At 52.8% G+C, this 23,467-nt stretch carries 23 protein-coding genes; 8 read left to right on the forward strand and 15 right to left on the reverse strand.

The genetic code is table 11. The features are described 5' to 3' along the window. Positions 1-32: 32 nt before the first annotated feature. Entirely contained in the window at positions 33-1,514 is a 1,482-nt protein-coding gene (locus HV261_RS15640; RefSeq protein ID WP_202038770.1) for an APC family permease, read from the reverse strand. A 417-nt stretch (positions 1,515-1,931) separates the two neighbouring features. Between HV261_RS15640 and HV261_RS15645 the strand changes: the two genes are divergently transcribed. Further along, positions 1,932-2,072, forward strand: coding sequence for a hypothetical protein (locus HV261_RS15645; RefSeq protein WP_003832695.1), 141 nt, complete (start codon positions 1,932-1,934; stop codon positions 2,070-2,072). Positions 2,073-2,118: 46 nt separating this feature from the next. Here the strand turns inward: HV261_RS15645 and HV261_RS15650 are convergent, their stop codons facing one another. Together HV261_RS15650 and HV261_RS15655 are read right to left on the reverse strand one after the other, a co-directional pair. Further along, a complete protein-coding gene (locus HV261_RS15650; RefSeq protein ID WP_202038771.1) occupies positions 2,119-3,012 on the reverse strand; it encodes a LysR family transcriptional regulator in 894 nt (297 codons plus the stop codon). 117 nt (positions 3,013-3,129) lie between these two features. Further along, on the reverse strand, positions 3,130-3,309 hold the full coding sequence (locus tag HV261_RS15655; protein ID WP_005122845.1) for a hypothetical protein: 180 nt from the start codon (positions 3,307-3,309) through the stop codon (positions 3,130-3,132). Positions 3,310-3,557: 248 nt separating this feature from the next. On the opposite strand from HV261_RS15655, the gene HV261_RS15660 reads away from it, so the two are divergent. From HV261_RS15660 to HV261_RS15675, 4 genes are read left to right on the forward strand one after another with little or no spacing between them, the layout of a single operon-like run. After that, positions 3,558-4,391: an ABC transporter substrate-binding protein gene (locus tag HV261_RS15660; protein ID WP_137383308.1), complete on the forward strand. Its 834-nt coding sequence runs from the start codon at positions 3,558-3,560 to the stop codon at positions 4,389-4,391. 1 nt (position 4,392) lies between these two features. Then, positions 4,393-5,211, forward strand: a complete 819-nt coding sequence (locus HV261_RS15665; RefSeq protein ID WP_202038772.1) for an amino acid ABC transporter ATP-binding protein — start codon at positions 4,393-4,395, stop codon at positions 5,209-5,211. Next, positions 5,211-5,996 (forward strand): amino acid ABC transporter permease, encoded by a 786-nt coding sequence (locus HV261_RS15670; RefSeq protein WP_202038773.1) that lies wholly within the window; start codon positions 5,211-5,213, stop codon positions 5,994-5,996. The genes HV261_RS15665 and HV261_RS15670 overlap by 1 nt, the downstream gene beginning before the upstream one ends. After that, entirely contained in the window at positions 5,986-6,663 is a 678-nt protein-coding gene (locus tag HV261_RS15675; protein WP_202038774.1) for an amino acid ABC transporter permease, read from the forward strand. Before HV261_RS15670 ends, HV261_RS15675 begins: the two co-directional genes overlap by 11 nt. Positions 6,664-6,672: 9 nt before the next feature. Here HV261_RS15675 and ydhT read toward each other — a convergent pair whose 3' ends face one another. From ydhT to ttrS, 9 genes are all read right to left on the reverse strand, one after another. Then, positions 6,673-7,485 (reverse strand): protein YdhT, encoded by an 813-nt coding sequence (gene ydhT, locus HV261_RS15680; protein ID WP_202038775.1) that lies wholly within the window; start codon positions 7,483-7,485, stop codon positions 6,673-6,675. Positions 7,486-7,488: 3 nt separating this feature from the next. Then, complete coding sequence (gene phsC / locus HV261_RS15685) at positions 7,489-8,274, reverse strand: thiosulfate reductase cytochrome B subunit (protein WP_115643466.1); 786 nt, start codon at positions 8,272-8,274, stop codon at positions 7,489-7,491. After that, positions 8,271-8,939 carry a 4Fe-4S dicluster domain-containing protein gene (locus tag HV261_RS15690; protein WP_048211825.1) on the reverse strand — a complete coding sequence of 223 codons (669 nt, stop codon included), beginning with the start codon at positions 8,937-8,939 and terminating at the stop codon, positions 8,271-8,273. The genes phsC and HV261_RS15690 overlap by 4 nt, the downstream gene beginning before the upstream one ends. Before the next feature lie 64 nt (positions 8,940-9,003). Further along, positions 9,004-9,672 carry a YdhW family putative oxidoreductase system protein gene (locus HV261_RS15695; protein WP_202038776.1) on the reverse strand — a complete coding sequence of 223 codons (669 nt, stop codon included), beginning with the start codon at positions 9,670-9,672 and terminating at the stop codon, positions 9,004-9,006. 9 nt (positions 9,673-9,681) lie between these two features. Beyond that, complete coding sequence (locus HV261_RS15700) at positions 9,682-11,784, reverse strand: aldehyde ferredoxin oxidoreductase (RefSeq protein ID WP_048211827.1); 2,103 nt, start codon at positions 11,782-11,784, stop codon at positions 9,682-9,684. Between the two features lie 119 nt (positions 11,785-11,903). Then, positions 11,904-12,530, reverse strand: coding sequence for a ferredoxin-like protein (locus tag HV261_RS15705; RefSeq protein ID WP_005122832.1), 627 nt, complete (start codon positions 12,528-12,530; stop codon positions 11,904-11,906). 499 nt (positions 12,531-13,029) lie between these two features. Beyond that, complete coding sequence (gene fumD / locus HV261_RS15710) at positions 13,030-13,239, reverse strand: fumarate hydratase FumD (protein ID WP_040233753.1); 210 nt, start codon at positions 13,237-13,239, stop codon at positions 13,030-13,032. Positions 13,240-13,331: 92 nt separating this feature from the next. After that, positions 13,332-13,916 (reverse strand): tetrathionate respiration response regulator TtrR, encoded by a 585-nt coding sequence (gene ttrR / locus HV261_RS15715; protein WP_202038777.1) that lies wholly within the window; start codon positions 13,914-13,916, stop codon positions 13,332-13,334. Further along, positions 13,891-15,624: a tetrathionate respiration histidine kinase TtrS gene (gene ttrS, locus HV261_RS15720; RefSeq protein WP_202039706.1), complete on the reverse strand. Its 1,734-nt coding sequence runs from the start codon at positions 15,622-15,624 to the stop codon at positions 13,891-13,893. The genes ttrR and ttrS overlap by 26 nt, the downstream gene beginning before the upstream one ends. A gap of 226 nt (positions 15,625-15,850) precedes the next feature. Between ttrS and ttrB the strand changes: the two genes are divergently transcribed. The 3 genes from ttrB to ttrA are packed head-to-tail and all read left to right on the forward strand — an operon-like array spanning position 15,851 to position 20,669. Next, a complete protein-coding gene (gene ttrB, locus HV261_RS15725) occupies positions 15,851-16,585 on the forward strand; it encodes a tetrathionate reductase subunit TtrB (protein WP_005122827.1) in 735 nt (244 codons plus the stop codon). Further along, the gene (gene ttrC / locus HV261_RS15730; RefSeq protein WP_202038778.1) at positions 16,586-17,611 is read left to right on the forward strand and encodes a tetrathionate reductase subunit TtrC; all 1,026 of its coding nucleotides are present in this window, start codon (positions 16,586-16,588) and stop codon (positions 17,609-17,611) included. It abuts the gene before it with no gap. Next, positions 17,604-20,669, forward strand: coding sequence for a tetrathionate reductase subunit TtrA (ttrA, locus tag HV261_RS15735; protein WP_202038779.1), 3,066 nt, complete (start codon positions 17,604-17,606; stop codon positions 20,667-20,669). The genes ttrC and ttrA overlap by 8 nt, the downstream gene beginning before the upstream one ends. A 78-nt stretch (positions 20,670-20,747) precedes the next feature. On the opposite strand, the gene HV261_RS15740 is transcribed toward ttrA, so the two are convergent. From HV261_RS15740 to HV261_RS15750, 3 genes are read right to left on the reverse strand one after another with little or no spacing between them, the layout of a single operon-like run. After that, positions 20,748-21,560: a MetQ/NlpA family ABC transporter substrate-binding protein gene (locus HV261_RS15740; RefSeq protein ID WP_137383318.1), complete on the reverse strand. Its 813-nt coding sequence runs from the start codon at positions 21,558-21,560 to the stop codon at positions 20,748-20,750. Positions 21,561-21,581: 21 nt separating this feature from the next. Continuing rightward, positions 21,582-22,250 (reverse strand): methionine ABC transporter permease, encoded by a 669-nt coding sequence (locus tag HV261_RS15745; protein ID WP_048211835.1) that lies wholly within the window; start codon positions 22,248-22,250, stop codon positions 21,582-21,584. Then, positions 22,243-23,265 carry a methionine ABC transporter ATP-binding protein gene (locus HV261_RS15750; RefSeq protein WP_202038780.1) on the reverse strand — a complete coding sequence of 341 codons (1,023 nt, stop codon included), beginning with the start codon at positions 23,263-23,265 and terminating at the stop codon, positions 22,243-22,245. The genes HV261_RS15745 and HV261_RS15750 overlap by 8 nt, the downstream gene beginning before the upstream one ends. Between the last annotated feature and the right edge of the window lie 202 nt (positions 23,266-23,467).

Below are 23,467 nucleotides of genomic sequence, written 5' to 3' on the forward strand. Positions count from 1 at the left end.
GTTCGAAACTAAGGGCCCGAAGGCCCTTAGTTTTAGTTATCCTGCCTCATATTGAGCTTCGTGGCGTAGGCAATAGCATCGTTTTCCGGTGCAGCCGAGCGGCCAAACGGTCGGGTAATGAACATGTAGATCAATCCTGAACCGACCACAATCGCCAGACCAAACAGGACTGTCCAACGGTCGATGAAATCACTGCTGTCAGCAGGCTGTGCCAGTAACCAGATCCCACACAGGCCGTAAGCTAGTGCCAGCACGTTGACAATCACGCCCCAACCGCCAATCGTCCACTCTCCGGCGGGTTTCCAGCCTTTCAGGCGTTGACGCAGCGCGGCCAGTACCACCATCTGGAATGAAATATAAATACCGATAACTGCAAATGCGGTGATACGCGATAAGTTATCTGGTTGGAAATAGACCCAGACACAAATGATAACCGGCAACACACAGCTGACGACCATGGCATTATCCGGGACACCATTTTTAGAAATTTTGGCCATCCACTCACTGCCCGGCAGCATTCTGTCACGGGAGAAAGAAAAGATAAGACGACTTAATGCCGCTTGCAGAGACAAAATGCACGACAGCATCGCGATAATCGCGACGATAATAAAGACCGTCGCACCGGTTTCCCCCAGCGCTTCATTGAGGATTGCCGGGATCGGATCGGCAGTTTTGCCATTCACGATACTCACCAGGTTCGGTGACGCCAGCAGATAGCCCATGACGGAGATAATGGCGGAGATCGCGCCAAACACGATACTTAAAATCATGGCTACCGGGATTTTTTTGCTTGGATTTTGCACTTCCTCTGCCACGTTACCGCACGCCTCGAAGCCAAAGAACATAAACAAGCCCATCAGCGCGGCGGACATAAAGGCGGTGGAATAACTTCCGTCATGCGCCAGTACCCCCATCGAATCAAAGATGACGGAGAAAGGCTGTGAACGGTGGAAAATCAGCAGGTAAATACCCAGCGCAATCACGCTGACGATTTCACACCAGAAACCAATTTTGGCGACCCTGGCCAGATTCCTGGTCCCGGACATATTGACGGCCATCATCAAGAGCAGCAGCAAAACGGAAGTCACCAGCATAGTGGCGGGTGTCTGGCCATAATGAAAGAGTGATTCAACAAATGTTGATGTGTATTCCGCGATCGAGGTAATTGTCACCACCAGCGCCCACAGGTAGATCCAGGCGGCGATCCACGCATATTTCTTACCCCACAACCTTCTCGCCCAGGGATACAGTCCCCCGGTGATCGGATATTGAGACGCTACCTCACCAAACACCAGGGCGACTAACAACTGCCCACACGCGACGATCAAAATCCACCACACTGCGGGTGGTCCTGCCAACGTCACTGCCAACGCGAACAGCGAATAAACAGCGGTAAGCGGCGACAGGTAGGTAAAACCCAACGCAAAATTTGAAATAAGCCCGATCGAGCGGTTGAACTGTTCTTTGCCATCTTTTTGAAAATTATCGTTTTTCTTATCAGGATTCTGTTCCATATTGCTTTCTCTTTTGTGGAATAGTCGCAGGGTTGAACAATTAATGTATAAAAGATATTAAGTTATATGTATAGTGATTTTGTCGCATATTTGTTAAAACAAATCGCACATCACGTTCCTGAATAAACAAGGACTCGACTCGTTTTAATAACAATTAATTAACATAACGAGTGGGTTACGGGAGGTTTTCAGCGTTGGAGGCCTGGACGCTGATGTCGTGCGGGACACGGGAAAACGCGCACGCCGTTGAGCAGCACCGTCTGCTGCTGGAAGCGAACCGCCATCTGTGGGATACGCTGCCGAAAAAATACGCTGACCTGGTATAAGAACGTGCTTAGTAGCAATAATCGCTGCTGTTCAGCAACATTTTTGCAATATAATGGAATGATGTTAAACGCTGAACCTGGCAGGTGAATGATGGAAATTGATCTCGATAATCTGGTCTTTGATGGACTGGAAGAAGCGCAAGAGCGTAATGCTGAACGTCTGGAAGATGCGGACAAAAAAGCGCAGGAAATTATTGCTGATAACGACTGCGGCGATGCCTGCAAAATCTAATTTCTGAACCGGCGCAATGCCGGTTTTTTTATAGTCAGCCTGCGCTTCACGCCGTATAACGTAACGCTTCAATCAACTGTGCAAAGGCCGCGGTATGTTGTCTACGGCTAGGATAGTACAGGTAATAACCGGGAAAAGGTTCGCACCAGTCTTCCAGCACTTTTTCCAGTGCTCCCTCTGCTACCGCCTGTTCGACGGTATCTTCCGGTACAAATGCCAGACCCATGCCCGAAATTGCCGCACTGATACGCGGTGGAAGATTGTTAAAAATAAGCTGCCCTTCTACCCGCACGCGGAGATCCTGCCCATTTTTGGCAAACTCCCAGGCATACAGCCCGCCGAGGGTCGGCATGCGCATATTGATGCAGTTATGATTCTGTAGATCGTGTGGGGTTTGCGGTTTGCCATGACGGGCAAAATAGGCGGGTGACCCCACCACGACCATGCGCCAGTCGGGACCGATCCTGACAGCAACCATATCTTTGGCCACCTGCTCACCGAGCCTGATACCGGCATCATAGCGTCCCGTCACGATATCCGTCAGGCTATTGTCGATGGTCATTTCCACATTTACATCAGGATACGCCTGCAAAAACGGCTGTAGTGCAGGCCAGACTGTCGATTGCAACGCATGTTCCCCGAGCGTCAGACGGATATTACCCGCCACACGCTGGCGAATATCGGTTAATGCCAGTAGCTCCGTTTCAATGTCATCGAAACGCGGACTGATACTGTTGATAAGCCGTTCTCCGGCTTCGGTTGGCGCGACGCTTCGCGTGGTACGGGTCAACAGTCTGACATCCAGTCGCTCCTCAAGCCCGCGAATGGCATGGCTTAATGCTGACTGCGAGACCCCTAATTTCGCTGCGGCGCGGGTAAAACTGCGTTCACGGGCGACGACAATGAGATAATAAAGATCGTTAAAATTATCACGCAGCATGCTTGTTCCCAATCCAGACCTGTTTTGTCGTATGTTACAGGTCAGAATGGGGATTCAGTAGTATTTCTGCTTATTTTGCACACTTCATTCCAGTACATTTCGCGCGTCAGGCGAAGTTCAGCGTGTTGTTTTATCACGGAACCACTCCGGATCAATGTTGGCGATATCCACCCCATACAGGCTGGCGACAGGAAGAACAGACTCCACAACACGCTGAAGATTTCGTTCCGCACTATGCTGTGGCGTCTGTGGATGTCGATTCTTGATACGCAACCAAAGATATTTAACCCCGTTCATCTTCTCCGCCGCCTCTGTCTGTTGGACACAACGTATTCCAACGCAGAATGCGTAAAAAATGAAATGCGAATTTTTGCCAACGTTGTGCACTATTTTGCATTTCAGTTTTTCATTATTTTCACCCGTAATTAACACCCCTTTCACTAATATCATTTTGTATATAGATAAGAATTTTTTCTTATTTGGTCACCGCCGCAAGTTATGGGAGCGTAAAAAGCACAAACCAAAACAACAGGGATTCAAAGAAAATGATGGCAACGAAAATTCACAGCACAAAAAAAACATGGCTGGCACTCAGTGTCCTGCTGGCGTCAGGCATTGCCGCGTCAAACGCGCAGGCCGATCAACTGGCCGATATCAAAGCCGCAGGTGTGGTAAAAATCGCCACCTTTGACGCCAATCCACCGTTCGGTTCTATTGATGCAAAAACGCATAAGATTGTCGGCTACGACGTTGATTTCGCTGAAGCGCTGGCTAAATCACTTGGCGTTAAACTGGAACTGGTCGCCACCAACCCGGCTAACCGTATTCCGTTATTGCAATCCGGTAAGGCCGATTTAATCGTAGCGGATATCACTATTACACCTGAGCGTGCACAGGTTATCGATTTCTCCGCCCCTTACTTCGTTACCGGGCAGCAATTCCTCGTTCCGGCAAAATCCCCGGATAAGCTTGATGACTACAGCAAGGCCCGCATCGGTGCGGTGAAAGGGACGACAGGTGAGCAGGCGTTGCATCAGCGTTTTCCACAATCACGAGTGCTGGCCTATGACGATATTCCGCTGGCATTAACCGCACTGCGTAATGGCAATGTCCAGGCGATCACCCAGGACAGCACCATTCTGGCAGGGTTGTTAGGCGGTGCGCCGGATAAAGCAGATTTCAAAATTTTGCCCGACCTGTTGAGCAAAGAAGAGATTGGCGTGGGTGTAAAAAAAGGTGAGCCTGCGCTGTTGAAGGCCGTGAACGACGAGTTATTAAAGCTCGAGTCTACCGGGCAGGCAGCCAAAATTTATGATGTCTGGTTTGGTCCGCAAACCAAAAACCCGCAGCCCCGCGCCTTCAAAATAGAAGCGAAGTAATATGCTCTCAGGCCTTTTTAATCGACCCGCAGCTTCGGCTGCGGATTTTACGCATCTGCGCCAGGCGCGTGTTGAACTGCGTAATGTCATAAAACACTATGACAATCATACCGTGCTTAACGGTGTCAGCCTGTCGGTTGAACCGGGCGAAGTCGTCACCATTCTCGGACCTTCTGGCTCAGGAAAGTCGACGCTTATTCGCCTGATCAACCAACTGGAGTCACTGAGCGGCGGCGATATTTTTATTGATGACAAACCCATCGGTCAGCTGCACGGCCCCGCATTGCGTCAGCTTCGTAGCCGAATTGGCTTTGTGTTCCAGCAATTCAATCTCTACACCCACCTGACGGCACAGCAGAACATCACGCTGGCGCTGGAATATGTTCACGGTTGGAAAAAAGCGGATGCTGAGCAACGGGCACTTGCACTGCTGGAACAGGTAGGATTGGCCGAGAAAGCCGATGCGTATGCCGCCCAACTTTCCGGCGGACAGCAACAACGTGTTGCCATCGCCCGTGCACTGGCCTCCTCGCCGCAAATCATCCTGTTCGATGAACCCACCTCCGCGCTGGATCCAGAAATGATCGGCGAAGTGTTGCTGGTCATGAAGAGTCTGGCCCATAGCGGCATCACCATGATTGTCGTGACCCATGAAATGCATTTCGCCCGGGAAATTGCCGATCGTGTGGTGTTCATTGATGGCGGCGATATTCTCGAAGTCGCGCCTCCTGAGGCGTTTTTCACTCGCCCTCAGCACCCCAGAACTCAACGTTTTCTGAAAAAAGTGCTCGACCCGTTACACCAGGAGTCATCGTTATAATGCATGCAATGGACTGGCAGGGGGTGCTGAGCGGGCAACCTCTGCAATGGGTAATTTCCGGTTTTCTGACCACGCTTTGGGTCACGCTAGCCGGCGTGGTACTGGCCACGGTGTTTGCCATCTTTCTGCTCAGCCTGCGCCTGACAGGACACCGCTTTGCGGCCACCGTGGTCAGCGTGTGGGTTTCTGTTTTTCGCAATACGCCTTTACTCGTTCAACTGATGTTCTGGTACTTCGCTGCATGGAATCTCCTTCCTCGCGACGTGATTACCTTCATTAATGCGGAACACGCCTGGTCCATTCTGCCGGGGGATGTCTGGTGGTTAACGCCGGAGTTTCTCTGCTCCGCATGGGGGCTGGGTGTCTTTACCTCGGCCTTTCTGGTCGAAGAGGTCGCCTCCGGTTTACAGGCTGTGTCTGGCGGGCAGCGCGAGGCAGCCATCGCACAGGGGTTTTCGTCATGGGCGACTTTCCGTCACATCCTGCTCCCTCAGGGGCTGGCAAATGCCTGGCAGCCAATTGTGGGGCAATATCTTAATCTGATGAAGCTGTCTTCATTGGCCAGCGGCATTGGCTTTGCCGAACTGACGTACCAGGTGCGGCAAATTGAAAGCTATAACGCCCATGCGCTGGAAGCCTTTGCCGTCGGCACGGCACTCTACCTGTTGACCGGTATTGTGCTGGGGATGTTGTTAACCCGTCTTGGCCCTGTACCTGCAGCAGGTAAACCGTTGGCGCGTAAAACAGGCATTTTTCGTTTCAGGAGCCTACTGCATGATCGCTAATATTTCGGTTATTACCGACAATCTGGACTACCTCCTGTGGGGGCGGGTCGCAGAGGGTCAACCGGGGGGCGTTCTGCTCACGCTGTTGATGGCGATTGGCGCAGCGGTACTGGCGCTTCCGGCCGGGATCGCACTCGCCTGCTGCGCCTGGCGTTTTCCTGGAGCGATACGCAAGGGGCTGTTTATCTGGGCAGAGTTTATTCGTGGTATTCCGTTAATCTTCGTGATTTTCTGGATGTGGTATCTGTTGCCCATGCTCACAGGCAGTGATTTACCGGGAGCCATAACCGTCACGCTGGCATTAGCCTGGTTTACCGCCGCCTCGGTGATGCATTCCGTGTACGCGGGTATGACTGCGCTGCCAGGCGGTCAGTATGATGCAGCCGTCGTTCAGGGATTTAGCCCACTCCAGGCGCTCGGGTTCATTCTGTTGCCGCAGGTTCTGCGTAATGTACTCCCCTCGCTAACGGGGATTTTTATCGGACTACTCAAGGATACGTCGCTGGCGTTTATCGTCAACGTGCCTGAGCTCACGACGGTGGCGGGTCAGGTTAACAGCCGGGTACAAATTTACCCGGCGGCCATTTTTGTCTTTACCGGACTGGTCTATTACCTGCTGTGCTTTAGCCTGGAGAAGATCACTCAGCGTCGGTTCGCATTGAAATAGCACCACGGCTCAACATGCCACAAACTGATGGTCTTCGTTGAGCCGATACTTCACCCCTGCGCGAATGTTATTTTCCCCCTCAATAGCCACCGCAAAGCGCATTCTCTTACCGTCGTGATAGGCAAGCGCCGCGCAACCACCTGGGCCGAGGATTATCGAATCGACCACGCCAGTACTGGCAATAACGGTGTTTTCTCCGTTGGCCATGATCTGCACGTTGTCCGCGCAGTTGGCGATTTTCGACCCTGCGCCAAAACTGGCTATCTGGGTTAAATCTCCGCTGCTGGCGATACGACTTCTGTCACCCAGCGAACTGATGCGCACCCGCATACCCGTGCTGGCCATTCGTGTACCGTCTCCCACACTACTGACACGGGTGGAGTTTCCCGCGATGGCAATACGACCGCGCTCACCGGAGCTGGCAACATGAGCGTTATAACCCACGCAGCCAATACGTGCGCTGTAACCTGCGCTGGCAATCTGCGCGGCGTACCCGGCGCTGACGATTTTGATGTTATCGCCCGCGCTACCAAGACTGTCGCCATCAGCCGCGCTCGCCAATTGTTTACCGTTGTCGTCTGCCGTCTGCGGACAGACAACACGGCCCATCGCACAGATATCCTGCTGGACAAAATTCTCTTCATCCTGCCATCTTGACCAACCGTATTCCACGAGGCTATCTGCCCAGTCACTATACCCTTCCTGCTGGAGTGCACGGTGCACCTCCGCGTAGCTGCCTCCCTCAGGAAACGCACGCAGAAACCAGCGATACATCACGGGCCCGACGCGCCAGGCCCGTAAGTCACCACGAGTAATCATCATCTCTTAATGCCGGTGATAGCCATCCACCATGCACTTAAAGGTTTCGCCCGGTGTGCGTCCTGTCGTGCAGAGATAAAGATGTCCAAAAATGAAAAACACGCTCACGATCGCCAGCGCAAAGTGCGCCTGCAGCAACCAGTAACGTACGCCAGGGAACAGATCGCCCACAGCCTGTGGGTACAGGGATAGCAACCCGGAGATCAGCAGTAGCGGCAGCAAACCGTACATCACGCCGACATACGCTGCCTGCTGTAACGGATTGAATTTCGAACGCGTTGATGCCGGGAATGGATGCGCTTCGCCCTGCATAATGCCAAACAGGTAGAATCGCGTCTGCCTCTGCGCCCGGCCGATCCAGCCCTGACGCTGAATAATATAATGATGACCGTTCCCCCCAATCAGGTTAATCAGGACAAAACCAATCCAGCAGGCAAGCAGCAAAAAGCCACAGACCTCATGCACAGTCAGCAGGCTTTTCATCACTGGGGCACTGACCGCGGTGAAGTGGTTTAGCAGGCCGCTGGCCAGCAGCAGCAGAAATAACAGCGCATTCGACCAGTGCCACAAACGGACCGCTTTCGAGTATAAATAGACCTTCTCTCCGTGTCCTGCCGACGCTTTATTCGCTGAACGAAAGCGCAACATTGCGTGGAGTGCCAGCACCAGCCACATCCCCACCAGCATTAACCCGGCGAAAACCAACCAGACGGGCCAGTAATCCGGCGAAAACATCGGGACGTACTGCGCAAGCTGTGCGTGAAACTGTTCGGCATTCTGCGACGCGTTCATACATTATCCTTTTTAATCAAATGTTGACCGAACCGACGATACAGATGGGGCTTCCCGGCGCCTGCAAGTTGATATTCGTAGTACTTGTTTTCCCGCAACCAGGTCTGAATTTCCGGGCTGTCCTCACGGCCAAAAATCAACGCGTGTTCTGGACAAGAATTGACGCAGATTGGCGGGAAACCTTTCGCCAGACGCGATTCGGCGCAAAAGTCGCATTTATCCGCCACTTTGGTTTGTGGGTTGAGATAGCGTACCTGATACGGACATGCGCCAATGCAGTAACTGCAGCCGATGCAACGAGAGGTATCGACTCGCACAATCCCGTTTTCATCTCGCCAGGAAGCACCGGTAGGACACACCTCAATGCAGGGGGCATCGTCACAATGCTGACAGGACTGACGAAAATAGTGATACAACGTTTCGTTATCGTTATCCGTTACCGGGATATGGGCTATCGATAAACGACTCCCCTGAACAGGAACATGATTCGTTTTCCTGCACGCTCGGGCGCAAATATTACATCCGTTGCACAATGATTCGTCGTGGATCATGACATAACGAACGTTTTTAGTACTTTTCGTACTCGCTAACAGGTTTTGGCCTGGGCCGGTGAAAAAAATCACCGTCCCCATGCCAATGACAAATTTTCGTCGGGTGAAGGACATCGGGTTATCCTCTAATGCTGTGACAGTGATCGTCCACACGTTCCATGACATCAACCTGAAAAATTCAGGGGTTCTGATACTGCTCAACCTCAAGCCATTCGCACAGGCCATACGCTTTGCCGTAACTCATAAAGCGCTCGCTAAACAGATAAGGTTCCGCATTCGACGATTCCACAGCACGTATGTCTGCATAATCAGGATGCGTTTCCATGGCCGTGAGCGCCGCCGTAACCTGCTCAGGTTCAAAGTGGTATGGCGGCTGCGCCAGCATGGCGACCTTATAGGGGCGAGGATACGTTTGGCAGTCAAAACGTACCGCTTCTGCAATGGCACGGCAGATATCATTTTCCACCACCTGCACACACATTTCGGCGTAGTTTGCCGTCATGGTTTGCGTCGAGTAGAAGTAGGTATCCTCTGAGCCCTGGATACAGGTAATATCTGCGTCGGATGCGTGCTGACACATCGCGTCCAGCAGCGTAGCCAGGTCACTTTCAGGAACCGAATAAGGTGGCAACAGAAACACGCTGCGTGCCACCAATTGACCTGAAGCAGAATGCTGGCGGATAAAATCCGCCACTATCGACTCCGGGCTGGTAGGTTCCTGAATGAGTGACGCACTCCGGTGTGCGACAGGCTGGTGTAACGCGTGCAGCCACTGTCTCTTTTGGCTATCCACGTCATCACCAGACGCATCCTCTGCAGGGGCCAGGTCGTTACTCACGTACGTCATCTGCGTTCCTTACGCCGGCAACAGATTGTGTGCAGCCAGGTCGGCTGCCACATCCTCAAGGCCGAGACGGTGAAGGGTGTCGCGAGTTGGGCAGCCCAACGCCGGGTCCCAGCCCATTTCCTGATAGAACATCGTAAGCGACTGACGCATATCTTCCCGGTCCATCTTGTCGGTTCCTTCGGTAAAGACCGGGATCTTCGGATCTTTATCGAACACCCATGAGCAGATCAGGTCGTGCTCATTACGCATATCCATGGTTTGCATCAACTTGACGGTATAAGCGCGATGCAGGGTAAAAATGCGCTCCGCGGCCAAATCCAGACTAGCCTGCGTTGTTTCATCCCCCGTTACGGCCTGGAAGAATTTCGCTTCCAGATCGAGGTCTCCGCGATAGTTTCGGCTCTTCAGTGGCGAAACCGTCATAGGCCAGACCCAGTTGCACAGCGTAACCGCATTGTGCAGACAGACCTTCAACAGCGTCCATTTGGCGTATTTGATTTTGGCGGCATTAATCGGGGTGTAGTTTTTGGTTTCATCGTAGGCATCTTGTGAACCAAACAGTTCGCCCGCCACTTCACGCTGTAGCGCCAGCGGTAAACCGGAGCCGATAAAATTGATATGGGTATGCGTCATACAGTCGCGGTTGAACATACAGTTGGTGATCGCCCCCACCTGCGCCGAGGCTTCGTTCGCATGGTGAACAGGGAAACCAAACGGCGACCACAGTTTGTTCTTCGCGTAACCCCAGTACTCTTCGCCTAAATTCCAGCGTTCTGCAATCGCGTAGGAGCCATCTGCCAGGTGGCTGAGTTCCCCCACGCGATGCGCCAGTCGATAGTAGAAATCTTTGATAAAGTTCGGATCGCCGGCTTCCAGTTGATCCCAACGGATCTCTGCATACTCTGCCGCAGGTAACACCCGCTTAAAGACGCCTTTGGAGTAGCAGTACGTAAAGTCACGATGTAACTGACCGTAGTTACACCAAATACCATAATCGTCGAACAGGTTCAGACCAACCAGGTTCCCTACGACGCGCCCATCGTCTTTATCGTCGAAATCTTTCGGCCCATTAGGGAAAATAGTGGTATGTACAAAGTTCGCCACGCAGGTATTCCCACCGGTACTCGGCACACCAAAGTCTTTCACTCGGGGAACATTAAGTTGCGACATACAGCGAATTGGACATGAATGGCAGCCACTCATTTTGACGGTGTACTTCTCAGCGGCTGGGCCGAGATCAAACACGGATTTATGGGTACGAAAACCGACCGTATTCTGGTTTCCCGGTGGAATTTCCCCCGTTTCGATTGGCCCTCCTTCCGCAGCGCCCCAGAACAACCCTTTGCGGGCCGTCCAGCGCGAATTAGGTGAAGAGTATTCAGCCCAGGCCTGTGGCGTGCTCGGCACAACATGGTTGTTGTTGGCGCCGATAAGCTCGGTCATCATGTAGTCATTAAGCCGCTTCATCTCTTTGCGATCGGCAATATTGACCCCTTGGGTCCCCTCTACCGCAATGGCCTTCAGGTTTTTCGACCCCATGACTGCGCCAGTGCCGGCCCCGCCGCTGTGGTTACGGCTGTTAATCATGCAGGAAAGCGGAACGAGATTTTCACCCGCCTGACCAATGGCTGCAACGCACGTTTCCGGGCTGGTGATACGGCAAATTTCTTCGGTGGTTGCGCGCGTACCCTTACCCCATATGAAGTCCGCTTTTTCGATGCTGACCTTATCGTCTTTGATGTTGATCCAGACCGGAGACGGTGATTTCCCTTCGATAATAATGGCGTCGTAGCCCGCGAATTTCATTTGTGCGGCAAAGAAACCGCCCATATGAGCATCGACCACTAAATTGCCTTTGGTAAATGTCGATAATGAGGTGATATTGACGCGAGAACTGCAGGGTGCGCCTGAACCGGTTAGCGGCCCGGTCGCGAAAACCAGCTTATTTCCTTCATCAAAAGGTTTGGTGCCTGGCTGGACTTCGTCGTACATAATTTTATAGCCAAAGCCCATCCCACCGACAAATTTCTTAAATTTACTGGAATCTTCAACGGTGATATTACCCGTGGTGAGATTGACCCGTAAAATATTACCTGTCCAACCATTAGCCATCATGTTTTCCTTTGCAAGAAGGTCCGATAGATATACTCGCCACCTTTAGGCAGTTCTTTTATTCAAAAACTGCAATTTTCTGGCATTAAATGACGCGTATCAGGCAGCCCTGCTATCCATCAAACAGTAATATCTTTCCACTCGATAATTTTTAATGCCCCAGTCGGACAAGCATTAGCGCATTCCCCGCATAAAACACATTTTGAGGATTTCTTCGTTACGGTATTAACGGTCGCCATCATCCATGGGCAGGCCGTGGTACAGGCACTGCAGCCAATACAGCGTTTATGATCTACGGCAATGCAACCGTCTTCCTGTTTCCAGGTAATTGCGCCAATCGGGCAGACTTTCATGCACTGGGGATCTTTACACTGACGGCAAGTGTCTGCGGTGTAGTTTAAATCGCCGTACAACCCGCCACCGGACCCGACTCCATCATCGCCAAAGAAGTAGTTACGATGAATTTTGATGCGGGAAAAGAAGGTGCCAACAGCGCCATCGTTATAATTAGTACAGGAAATTTCACAGCGGTGGCAGCCAGTACAGCGGGCTCGTTGAGTCACCAGCACCCCTTTCGGCGTATTGATAAGTCCGACGGTGCCGCTATCGATATCTTCCTGCTTACAACCCAAAAGGGATAGCAGAGCGGGGGCAATCGTTAATCCTGCCAGACCTTTCCCTGATATACGCAGAAACTCAAGCCGCGTTAAACCACAATCTAAAAATGGACGATCAACCTGGTTCATTTATTTCGCATCCTCTTCGCAAACGCTGTAGTAGCAACAGATCCAGGCTAATTTTAATGAATGCAGATCAGGTCAAATCGGCCATAAATGTTGCCAACAACACGTGAATTTTTGCCCTAACCTGATCGCACAGATGACGGTGGTTAAACTGAATCAATCCATACCCTAAACACGGGTATAATCCTTTAGGGTTAGGCGGATAAATAATGTGGTTATTCCCCCGCTGTAACCTTGATCGTTATCAATTAAAAATCGGAAGGAAAATAATTAATGTGGAGTGATATTTATTATCATTAAGCGAGATTGAAATAACATTTCATATGCTTGAAAAATATTTGGGAGTGCAATCACAAATACTGTGTTATATATCACTCGATATATAACAAAATATATAACGAAATTTGTAATTTTAGTGACCGAACTAAATTATATTTATTGGAAGATAACGAAGATGAAAATAAGAGGACGGCAGAATAATTCTACCGCCCTCTTTTATGGATTAACCGGCCAATGCTTTGATCACCGTCTCCATGGCCTGTTTTTCTAACTCACTGCGTTTCACACGCTGATTGGCGAGGGTTGTTCTCAGTACGCCAGCAATGACGATATGCTTAGGCTCTTGCCCCAGATCGCGCATTTCCAGCACTACTTTACCGACTACTCTGCACATCTCGCGGTACAGCTCGTCGTCTTTGGTCTGATTTCCCATATTCACCCGCTCGTCATTAACTCAAACCCACAGCATATATCACTCTGGCGAATTAGACAAAATCCAATGAAAATCAAACAAATGTCACAATTTTACTGGGTCCGCTGAAGTCGATTTACCAGCTCGGCAAGGCTTCCGGCCTGCATTTTTTCCATCACCCGCGCCCGATGCACTTCAACCGTGCGAACGGCAATATTCATGGCATCGGCGATTTCCCGATTTATCAATCCCTTTGCAACCAGATTCGCCAGTTCTCGTTCCTTCGGTGTAAGTTGCTGATAGCAAGCAACGATTTCCTGTCGCGAAAAAGCCGCTGCCGAGGTCTGCAAAGCATTTTCCAGCGCAGCCTGTAGCGGCGCAGCTGAAACCGGCTTCTGTAAGAAATCGACGGCTCCGCGTTTCATTTGTTCAACCGCCATGGGCACATCACCATGCCCGGTAAGAAATACCACCGCCAGGGTGCTCTCGCGCTGACGCATTGCTTCATGCACGGCATGGCCATCCAGTACTGGCATGCGCATATCCAGCAGCAATACGCCGACCTGGTGCAGATCGGCCTGAGCCAAAAACGTTTCGCCCTGCTCCCAGCAACGTACCTCATACCCCATACTTTCCAGTAAAAATGCACAGGCCTGAGTAACCGCTACATCGTCATCCAACAGATGAATTATCGCCACAACGCCCTCCCTCCTGTGTTTGCTTAAAATATAATGTCACCACAGCGCCCGCCAGACCGTCAGGCGCAGGGTGATTTTTGATGCTAATGTCGCCATTTGCGTAGCGAACCAGTCGCTGACAAATGGCCAGCCCGAGTCCCATCCCTTCCTTGCGGGTGGTCATAAAGGGCTGGAATGCCTGATATAACTGCGCATCGTCGATCCCTCCGGCGTTATCCTGCACCAGGATGCGCACACCATGCTCCTCACAGCACGCTGAGAACCACACCGTTTTTGCCCCCGCCTGGGCCGCGTTTAGTACCAGATTAGCCAGAACCTGCTCCAGCAAAACGGTCGGCAGTGTAACCGAGAGCGAATTATCGACCTGCGTGTGTAACGCGACCGTCGGGAATTGCTGCGCCATGCGTAATAACTGCCAGACATGATGGATCGCATCATGAACGTTAATGGGCTCCCAGTCGTCGGTCATCACCGGATTTCCCTGCGCCTGACTGACCCACTGACGTAAATTGCGTAGCGTATCGGCGCCCCGCTGCGCCTGCACGTCAATCTGTTCAAGGGCGGGTAACAACGGATGCTGCTGATCCTGGCCGCGCAGACGAATCAGACAGCCCTGTGCATAGTGGCGGATAGCCGAAAGCGGCTGGTTAAGTTCATGAGCGAATCCGGACGTCATCTCGCCCAGCACACTCATTTGACGCGCGGTTTCCAGCGCCTGTTCCTGTTTGCGCAACAGCACATTATTACGCTCAAGCAGTCTTCCGCGTCGGCGGACCAACAGCATGACCCAGATGTAATTGAGCGTCAGCAACAACAGGACGATACCCGCTGCCCCCATGGCCAGACGATGTTGAATAAACCAGCTTTTGACATCCAGCCAGAGTTGGCGCTGCTGTGGGTGTTGACGGACATCGCGCAGTAAAGCTTCTACTTCGCGGGTCGAGGCCGGCGCTCCCCAACGAAAGACGGCGTTTTGTGGCGCGTTAAACAGTACCCGCGTCACGCGATCGGCGAGTTCATCACTGACCGCGGGCAAGGCAGCAAACGACCAGTCAGGATAGAGCGGCGTGCTGGTTACGCAAGGAATTGACGTTGGATAGGTAATCACGGGCCTAAAGTCCGCTTTGCGGATTAGCCCTTCTTCATCCATTTTTTCCAGCAGACACACGGGCACAATCACCGCCTGAACCGCTTTTTCACGTAATAAATACAGCAAGGCATCGGCAGGAAAACCGGTAAACGTCAGACGTAAATCACGCTCAGGGCGCAAACCAGCATCGCTGAGTGCTTTGTATCCCAGCAAATAACCGCCAAATGCCTGAGCATCAATAGCACCTACCGTTTTACCAATCAGATCGTGTGCATTCACAATCCCACTGTCACGCCTGACGAGGACAGCACTGCCAATCACGTTGCTGGTTGCCTTTCCGCCACGCGTGGAGCGTAATGATGCCAGCCAGCGAAGCGCTGCATGGCTGTTTAGCTGCACGAATTGCGCAGGATTGGTGACCACAAACTGGACGGTTCCACGGTTAACCGCCTCCTGCATCTGCTGCAGATCCAGCGGTTGAATATGAAACTGTTCACCCGATATTTGCTGATTTAACAGGGTTTCCAGCGGTTGCCAGTGGGTACGGGTAGAGACCTCACCACGCATCGCCAAAACGCCAATGTTCCATGTCTGTGCCCTGACCACACCGCTTAGCATCCATAGTGACGCCAGCACCGTCAGACATTTTACTACGTTGCGTCCCACTCAATTATCCCTGTCAATTATGTTGTTTTAGATCAACAACAAGCCGGGTATGTGGTTAACCACAATAGAGTACCCCCATCACGATTTTTACACTGTAAATCATTGAGATTCTTTATTCATCACACGCAAATCAACGGCGTGACCAATGTTTCGTTGTTGCATCGTGACGGGAGAAAATATGGACAGCAGTAAACGGCAGTTTCTCCAGCAACTGGGCGTCCTGACCGCTGGCGCATCACTGGTTCCCCTGGCACAGGCCCAGTTTCCCTTTTCGCCTGAACGGCATGAAGGATCGCCTCAGCATCGCTACGGCATGCTGGTCGATCTGCGTCGGTGTATCGGCTGCCAGGCCTGCACCGTGAGTTGCGCGATTGAAAACCAGACGCCGCAAGGTGAGTTTCGTACCAACGTTAATCAATATCAGGTGCAACTTGAAGGCCAGCAAAGCGTCACCAACGTCCTGCTGCCGCGCCTGTGCAACCATTGTGATAACCCCCCTTGCGTGCCGGTGTGTCCGGTACAGGCCACCTTCCAGCGCGAAGATGGCATTGTGGTTGTCGACAACACCCGCTGTGTCGGCTGCGCCTACTGTGTGCAGGCCTGCCCATACGATGCACGGTTTATCAACCATGAAACGCAAACCGCCGATAAATGCACTTTTTGCGTTCATCGACTGGAAGCCGGCCTGCTCCCGGCCTGCGTCGAGTCGTGCGTTGGCGGCGCGCGCATTATCGGTGATATCAAAGATCCACACAGCCGGATTTCTCAAATGCTGCAGCAACATCATGACGCCATCAAGGTCCTGAAACCGGAAAGTGGCACCTCGCCGCACGTGTTCTATCTGGGTCTGGATGAGGCCTTTGTGACACCATTAATGGGGCGTGCCCAGCCCGCGCTCTGGCAGGAGGTTTAAATGAACCCTACCCTGATTATCGAAGAGGTTCTGACGCATCCACAGGACGTAAGCTGGTTACCCTGGGCGGTGCAATATTTCTTTTTTATCGGCATTGCTGCCTGCGCGGCACTGTTTGCCTGCGTGCTCCACTGGCGCAAAAAGGAGAGGCCGGAGTTAGAAAACCTCACGCTGCTGATAGCCCTGACCTGCGCGATTACCGCACCGTTGGCACTGACGGCTGATTTACACCAGACGGCACGCGTCTGGCATTTCTATGCCTACCCCACACCGTGGTCATGGATGCCGTGGGGGGCGCTATTTTTACCGCTGTTTACCGGGTTTTTAGGGCTGTGGTTTATCGCACAGCAGGTTAAGCGATTAACTGCAAAAAGTTACAGTGTCACGAAATGGTTGGCCGTGGGCAGTGCGCTGTCGGCGATTGGACTGTTGGTCTATACCGGTCGCGAGGTCTCTATTGTTGAGGCGCGCCCGATCTGGTTCAGCTACGCCTTCCCGGTTGCGATGTTCCTCAGCGCCCTGCAAACGTTCCTTGCCCTGCTTATCGCCACGGTGAAAAACGCAGGGACAACATTACCGCGCAAACTGGCATGGGGACAGATAGTCACGCTGTGCGCGCTGGCTATCGTGGTGGTGATATGGGCAAGTAGCAACACGCTATCGGGGTCGGCAATTCGCCAGTGGCTGGATGTGGCGGCTTCCGCACGGCATTACGCCCTCGGCTGGATTGCACTTTGGGTGTCCTCACTGGGTCTTTGCGCCCTGGTGTTACGCCATCCGTTATCACTGCCATTCCGTATTTCGCTGGCAATAAGTGCAATGGCATTGTGCTGGCTGATGCGCTGGACATTACTCATTCAGGTACAGACCGTACCGAAATTTAACGCCCAGTTTAACCCCTATACCCTGCCCGGTGGCACTGATGGCTGGCTGGCTATTCTTGGCACTTTTGGCCTGTGGGTCGCACTGATCATTATGGTTCGTGAAGCCCTGAACGCGATCGCAAGGAGAATGCAACATGGCTAATTTAACTCGCCGTCAGTGGCTTAAAGTCGGTCTTGCCGTCGGGGGCATGGTGACCTTCGGCCTGAGTTATCGGGACGTGGCAAAGCGTGCGATTGATGGTTTGCTTGACGGAACATCAGGAAAAATAACCCGCGACCGTATCTTTGGTAATGCACTCATCCCCGAAGCACATGCCCGGCCGCGCTGGCAACAGAACCCGCAGCAGGTGATCTCCATGACGCAGTGTTTCGGCTGCTGGACGCAATGTGGCGTGCGTGTCCGTGTTGATAGCGAACAAGGCAAAGTGTTGCGTATTGCGGGCAACCCGTACCATCCACTATCTCACGAACACCACATTGACTCCTCTGTTCCCTTTGCCGCCGCGATGGAACAACTGGCGGGCGAAACCGGCCTCGATGCCCGCTCCACCGCCTGCGCTCGCGGTGCAACGTTACTTGAAGGCCTGTACAGCCCACTGCGTATTCTGGAGCCAATGAAACGCGTGGGTAAACGTGGAGAAGGCAAATGGCAGCGCATCAGCTTTGAGCAACTGATCAAAGAAGTGGTGGAAGGCGGCGATCTGTTCGGCGAAGGCCATGTTGACGGTCTGCGCGCGATCCACGATCCCGATACGCCGATTGATGCCCGACACCCCGGTTTCGGCCCAAAATCCAATCAGCTACTGGTCACCAATACCAGTGATGAAGGACGTGATACATTTTTGCGCCGCTTTGCCCTGAACAGTTTCGGCAGCAAAAACTTCGGCGCACATGGCGCGTACTGTGGTCTGGCCTATCGTGCCGGATCTGGCGCGTTGATGGGCGATCTGGATAAAAATACCCACGTGAAACCCGACTGGGACAATGTCGAATTTGCGTTGTTTATGGGGACGTCTCCAGCACAATCCGGCAACCCGTTTAAGCGCCAGGCACGGCAACTCGCCAGTGCCCGTTTACGTGATGACTTCCGCTATGTTGTGGTAGCGCCAGCGCTACCGCTAACGACGGTACTTGCCGACGATCGTGGACACTGGCAGCCCGTCCGCCCAGGGACGGACTCCGCACTGGCGATGGGGATGATCCGCTGGATAATTGAAAAGCAGCGCTATAACGCTGATTACCTAGTTATTCCTGGCGTACAGGCCATGAAGCAGGTCGGGGAAAAAAGCTGGACCAACGCCACCCATCTGGTCATTACCGATGAAATTCCAACGCTCGCCGGTCAGCATTTAACGCTGGCGCATTTACGCGCAGACGCCGCCAACGAACCCACCGTCATTAACGAAGCCGGGGAGATCGTCGCCGCCAGCAGTTGCCAACGTGCCCAGTTGTTCATCTCCCGTGACGTCACGCTGGCCGGGGGGCAAACGGTCACGGTAAAAAGTGGCTTCCAGTGTCTGAAAGAGTCCGCAGAGAAACTGTCAATGGCGCAATACAGTCAGCAGTGTGGCGTTTCTGAGGCAGACATTGGCGCACTGGCCGATTCGTTCACCCGTCACGGACGGAAAGCGGCAGTGATCACCCACGGCGGGATGATGGCAGGTAACGGTTTTTATAATGCCTGGTCGGTGATGATGCTCAATGCGTTGATTGGGAACCTGAGCCTCGAAGGCGGTGTGTTCGTCGGTGGCGGTAAGTTCAACGGTGCAACTGACGGCCCGCGCTACAATATGGACAGTTTTGCCGGGAAGGTAAAACCTAAAGGTCTGAGCATTGCCCGCAGCAAGACAGCCTATGAATCTTCCGAAGAGTACCGCAACAAAGTCGCCGCCGGGCAATCGCCCTTCCCGGCCAAAGCACCCTGGTATCCGTTTGTCGCAGGCCAGCTTACCGAATTACTGGTTTCTGCACTGGAAGGTTATCCGTATCCGCTAAAGGCCTGGATCTCCAACATGACCAACCCGTTTTATGGGATTGCGGGCTTACGCGGCGTGGCAGAAGAAAAGCTTAAAGACCCTGCGCGTTTGCCGCTGTTTATCGCGATTGATGCGTTCATGAACGAAACAACCGCGCTTGCGGATTACATCGTACCGGACACGCATAACTTCGAAAGCTGGGGATTCAGCGCCCCGTGGGCCGGTGTCGCCAGTAAAGCCACCACCGCCCGTTGGCCCGTGGTCAGGCCCGCTACCCGTCAGACCGCTGACGGTCAACCCGCCTCGATGGAGGCTTTCTGCATCGCGGTGGCAAAACGCATTGGCCTCCCCGGCTTTGGCGACAATGCCATTACCGACCCGCAGGGCAACGTGTATCCGCTCAACCGCGCCGAAGATTACTATCTGCGGCTGGCCGCCAACATTGCCTTTATGGGCAAAGCGCCGGTGGCAGAGGCACGGGAAGAGGATATCGCGCTGACCGGGGTGCAGCGAATCTTGCCGGTAATAACCCAAACGTTAAAAGCCGATGAGGTGAGTCGCGTGGCGTTTATCTATTCGCGCGGTGGCCGTTTTGCGCCAGACAACAGTGGTCGGGTCGATAACCGCGTCGGCAATGCGTGGGAAAAACCGCTGCAAATCTGGAATGCGGATGTCGCGGCCCACCGTCATGCGATTACCGGCGAACGCTACAGCGGCTGTCCGGCCTGGTATCCTTCGCGCCTCTCTGACGGGCGTTCAGTGGAGGAACTATTCCCTGAGCAGGAATGGCCGCTGAAGTTGATTTCATTTAAATCGAATACCATGTCCAGCGCGTCGGCCGTGATCCCCCGGCTGCATCATCTTAAGCCGGTCAATCTGGTGGCGCTCAATCCGCAGGACGGCAAGCGCTATGGTTTATCGCACGGCGATACCGTTCGCATCACGACGCCGGGTGGGCAGGTTGAAGCGCAAATCAGCTTACTGCAGGGCGTGATGCCGGGGGTAATCGCGATTGAGCATGGCTATGGACATAAAGAGATGGGCGCTGCGCAGCATACGCTCGACGGTGAGCCGATGCCGTTTGATAAAAAGATAAAGTCAGGGATCAATATCAACGATCTGGGTTTTGCGGATCCGACACGAAAAGTGGCTAACACCTGGCTGGATTGGGTTTCAGGAGCCGCGGTACGTCAGGGGCTACCCGCGAGGCTTGAGCGAGTGTAACTCGGGTGCCGGATGGCAACGCTAACGCGTTTTATCCGGCCTACAGCACAGCTGTAGGCCGGGTATGGCAAAAGCGGATCAGTTATTAACCGGGATAACCGCGCCTTTATATTTGGTGCGGATCCAGTCCTGGATCTCTTTTGAGTGCAGCACATCAACCAGCGCCACGATATCCTTTTTCTTCTCATCACCGCGATGAACGGTAATGATATTGGCATACGGGTTGTTTTCACCGCTTTCTACAGCAATCGGATCTTTCACCGGATCCAGCCCGGCGTCGATGGCGTAGTTGGCGTTAATCACGACCGCATCCCCTTCTTCATTGTTATACATCTGCGGTAACAGTGCCGCTTCAACGTTAGGTAAGAACGTCAGCTTTTTCGGGTTCTCTACGATGTCGCTAATGCGCGCCGTCACTTTATCCACCCCCGGCTTCAGCTTGATCACGCCCTCTTTTTCAAAAATCGACAGAATACGACCTTCTTCAGATACCGCATCACGCATGATCACCTTGCCACCTTCCGGCAGATCCTTCAGTGACTTCACTTTTTTTGAATAGATACCAATCGGCTCGATATGAATCGCCCCGGCGCTGACGAAATCATAGGATTTGTCGCCAGCATGATCTTTAATCACGCTATTCAGGTACGGGATATGCTGGAAATAGTTGGCATCGATCTCACGACCCGCCAGGGCGGTGTTCGGCAGAATGTAGTCCTGGAATGGTTTAATCTCCAGGTCTATCCCTTGCTTCGCCAGAATCGGCTTGGCCTGCTCAAGGATCTCCGCATGGGGTACGTTTGACGCGCCAACGGTCAGCGTATCAGCCCAGGAAGCAAAGCTCAGGGCACTTAGGGTTGCTGCTGCGAGTAATGTCAGTGATTTTTTCATGATGATGGTTTCCGTATTTTATTAGCGTTTATCTAACAGAGAGGTGATCACATCGCCGCAAAGCTGAATGATGAAGACGATGAGCAGAATCGTTACCGTCGCCACCAGCGTGACGTCGCTGTGGTTGCGCTGGAATCCTTCCAGATAAGCCAGGTTCCCTAAACCACCGGCACCAATCACCCCCGCCATCGCGCTGTAGCTAACCAGGGCAATCAGCGTCACGGTGATCCCGGACACCAGAGCGGGTGAGGATTCCGGCAGTAAAACCCGAAAAACAAGCGTCGTCAGACGTGCGCCCATCGAGCGCGTCGCTTCAATAACGCCTTTATCTACTTCACGCAGGGCGATTTCGACCAGGCGTGCGTAAAAAGGTGCAGCGCCCACAATCAACGCGGGCAACGCGGCATTCGCACCGAGAATGGTGCCAACGATCGTTTTGGTAAAAGGTATTAACAACACGATCAGAATGATGAACGGGATCGAGCGGAAAATATTGACCACCAGCGAGATCGCGCTATACAAGGCGCGGTTCTGGAATAGTCCACCGCGTGCGGTCAGGAACAGCGCCAGCCCGAGTGCAATCCCAAGGACAAACGTTGCCGCGCCAGAAAGCGCCGTCATATAGAGCGTTTCCTGGGTCGCTGCCAGCAGTTGGTCCCACTTCAGATGGGGAAACAGATCTTCAGGCATGTTGAATCACCTCGCCTTCAATGTCGCTGTGGCGCAGGTCGGCCAGAATATTGCTGAGTTGTTCTTCGGTAGCCACGACGTGCACCCAAAGCTGACCGAACACGCCATGCGCGGTTTGCGTCATCTTGCCGTGCAAAATGTTAAACGGCAGGCCATAGCGCAGGGTTAATTCCCCAACAACCGGCCGGTGAGTGCGCTGCCCGGTAAAGGTTAACTTGATCACGACACCGCCCAGTTCGCTTGCCAATTGCGGATTAAACTCCTCTTCTTCGGTGTATTGGCTCACCTGCCGGACAAACTGTCGGGTAATCGACTGCTGTGGATGGGTAAAGACGCTGAGCACGTCGCCTTCCTCAACAACTTTGCCATTTTCCATCACCGCGACGCGATCGCAGATTTTGCGCACCACATGCATCTCGTGGGTGATCAACACGATGGTTAATTTGAAGCGACGGTTGATATCGAGCAGTAACTCCAGAATCTGATCGGTGGTTTGCGGATCCAGCGCCGAGGTGGCTTCGTCACACAGCAGGACGTCCGGATTGTTCGCCAGCGCACGGGCAATCCCTACCCGCTGCTTTTGCCCACCGCTCAGTTGGGACGGATACGCATTTTCACGACCGCTCAGCCCAACCAGCGCAATCAGTTCAGCAACTCGCGCTTTAATAGAGGCTTTTGGCGCTCCGGCGATTTGCATTGAGAACGCAATATTCTCGCTCACGGTTCGTGACCACAGTAAATTAAAGTGCTGAAACACCATGCTGATTTTCAGCCGTGCCTGACGCAACGATTCCCCGCGGGCGGCAGAAATATCGTGGCCGTTAATCATTACGCTGCCGGAGGTCGGTTTTTCCAGACCATTGAGCAAACGTATTAAGGTGCTTTTTCCCGCCCCGCTGTAACCAATAATTCCGTAAATCTGTCCCTGTTCAACCGTCAGGTTGACGTTATCGACAGCGGTAATAGCAAGCCTGCCTGGCGTAAACACTTTCGAAATATTTTTCAGGACAATCATGTCGTTTGGGTATCCGCTGCTGCTTATTGTTATCCTGCTAGTGCTTTTGGCTATTTAGCAGTATGGATGTCCAAACGAGTGTAATCAGCGAGATGATGTTTTAAAATGAATTAAAACGAATTTGATATAACTTTAAGGAATATCCATACCGCAACAAGAGACTCAGCCCGCGGTCACTTTCACATCCGAGTGGGCTGACAAC

The organism is Citrobacter sp. RHBSTW-00671 (assembly GCF_014103415.1).
In the GTDB taxonomy this organism is placed as follows: Bacteria; Pseudomonadota; Gammaproteobacteria; order Enterobacterales; family Enterobacteriaceae; genus Citrobacter.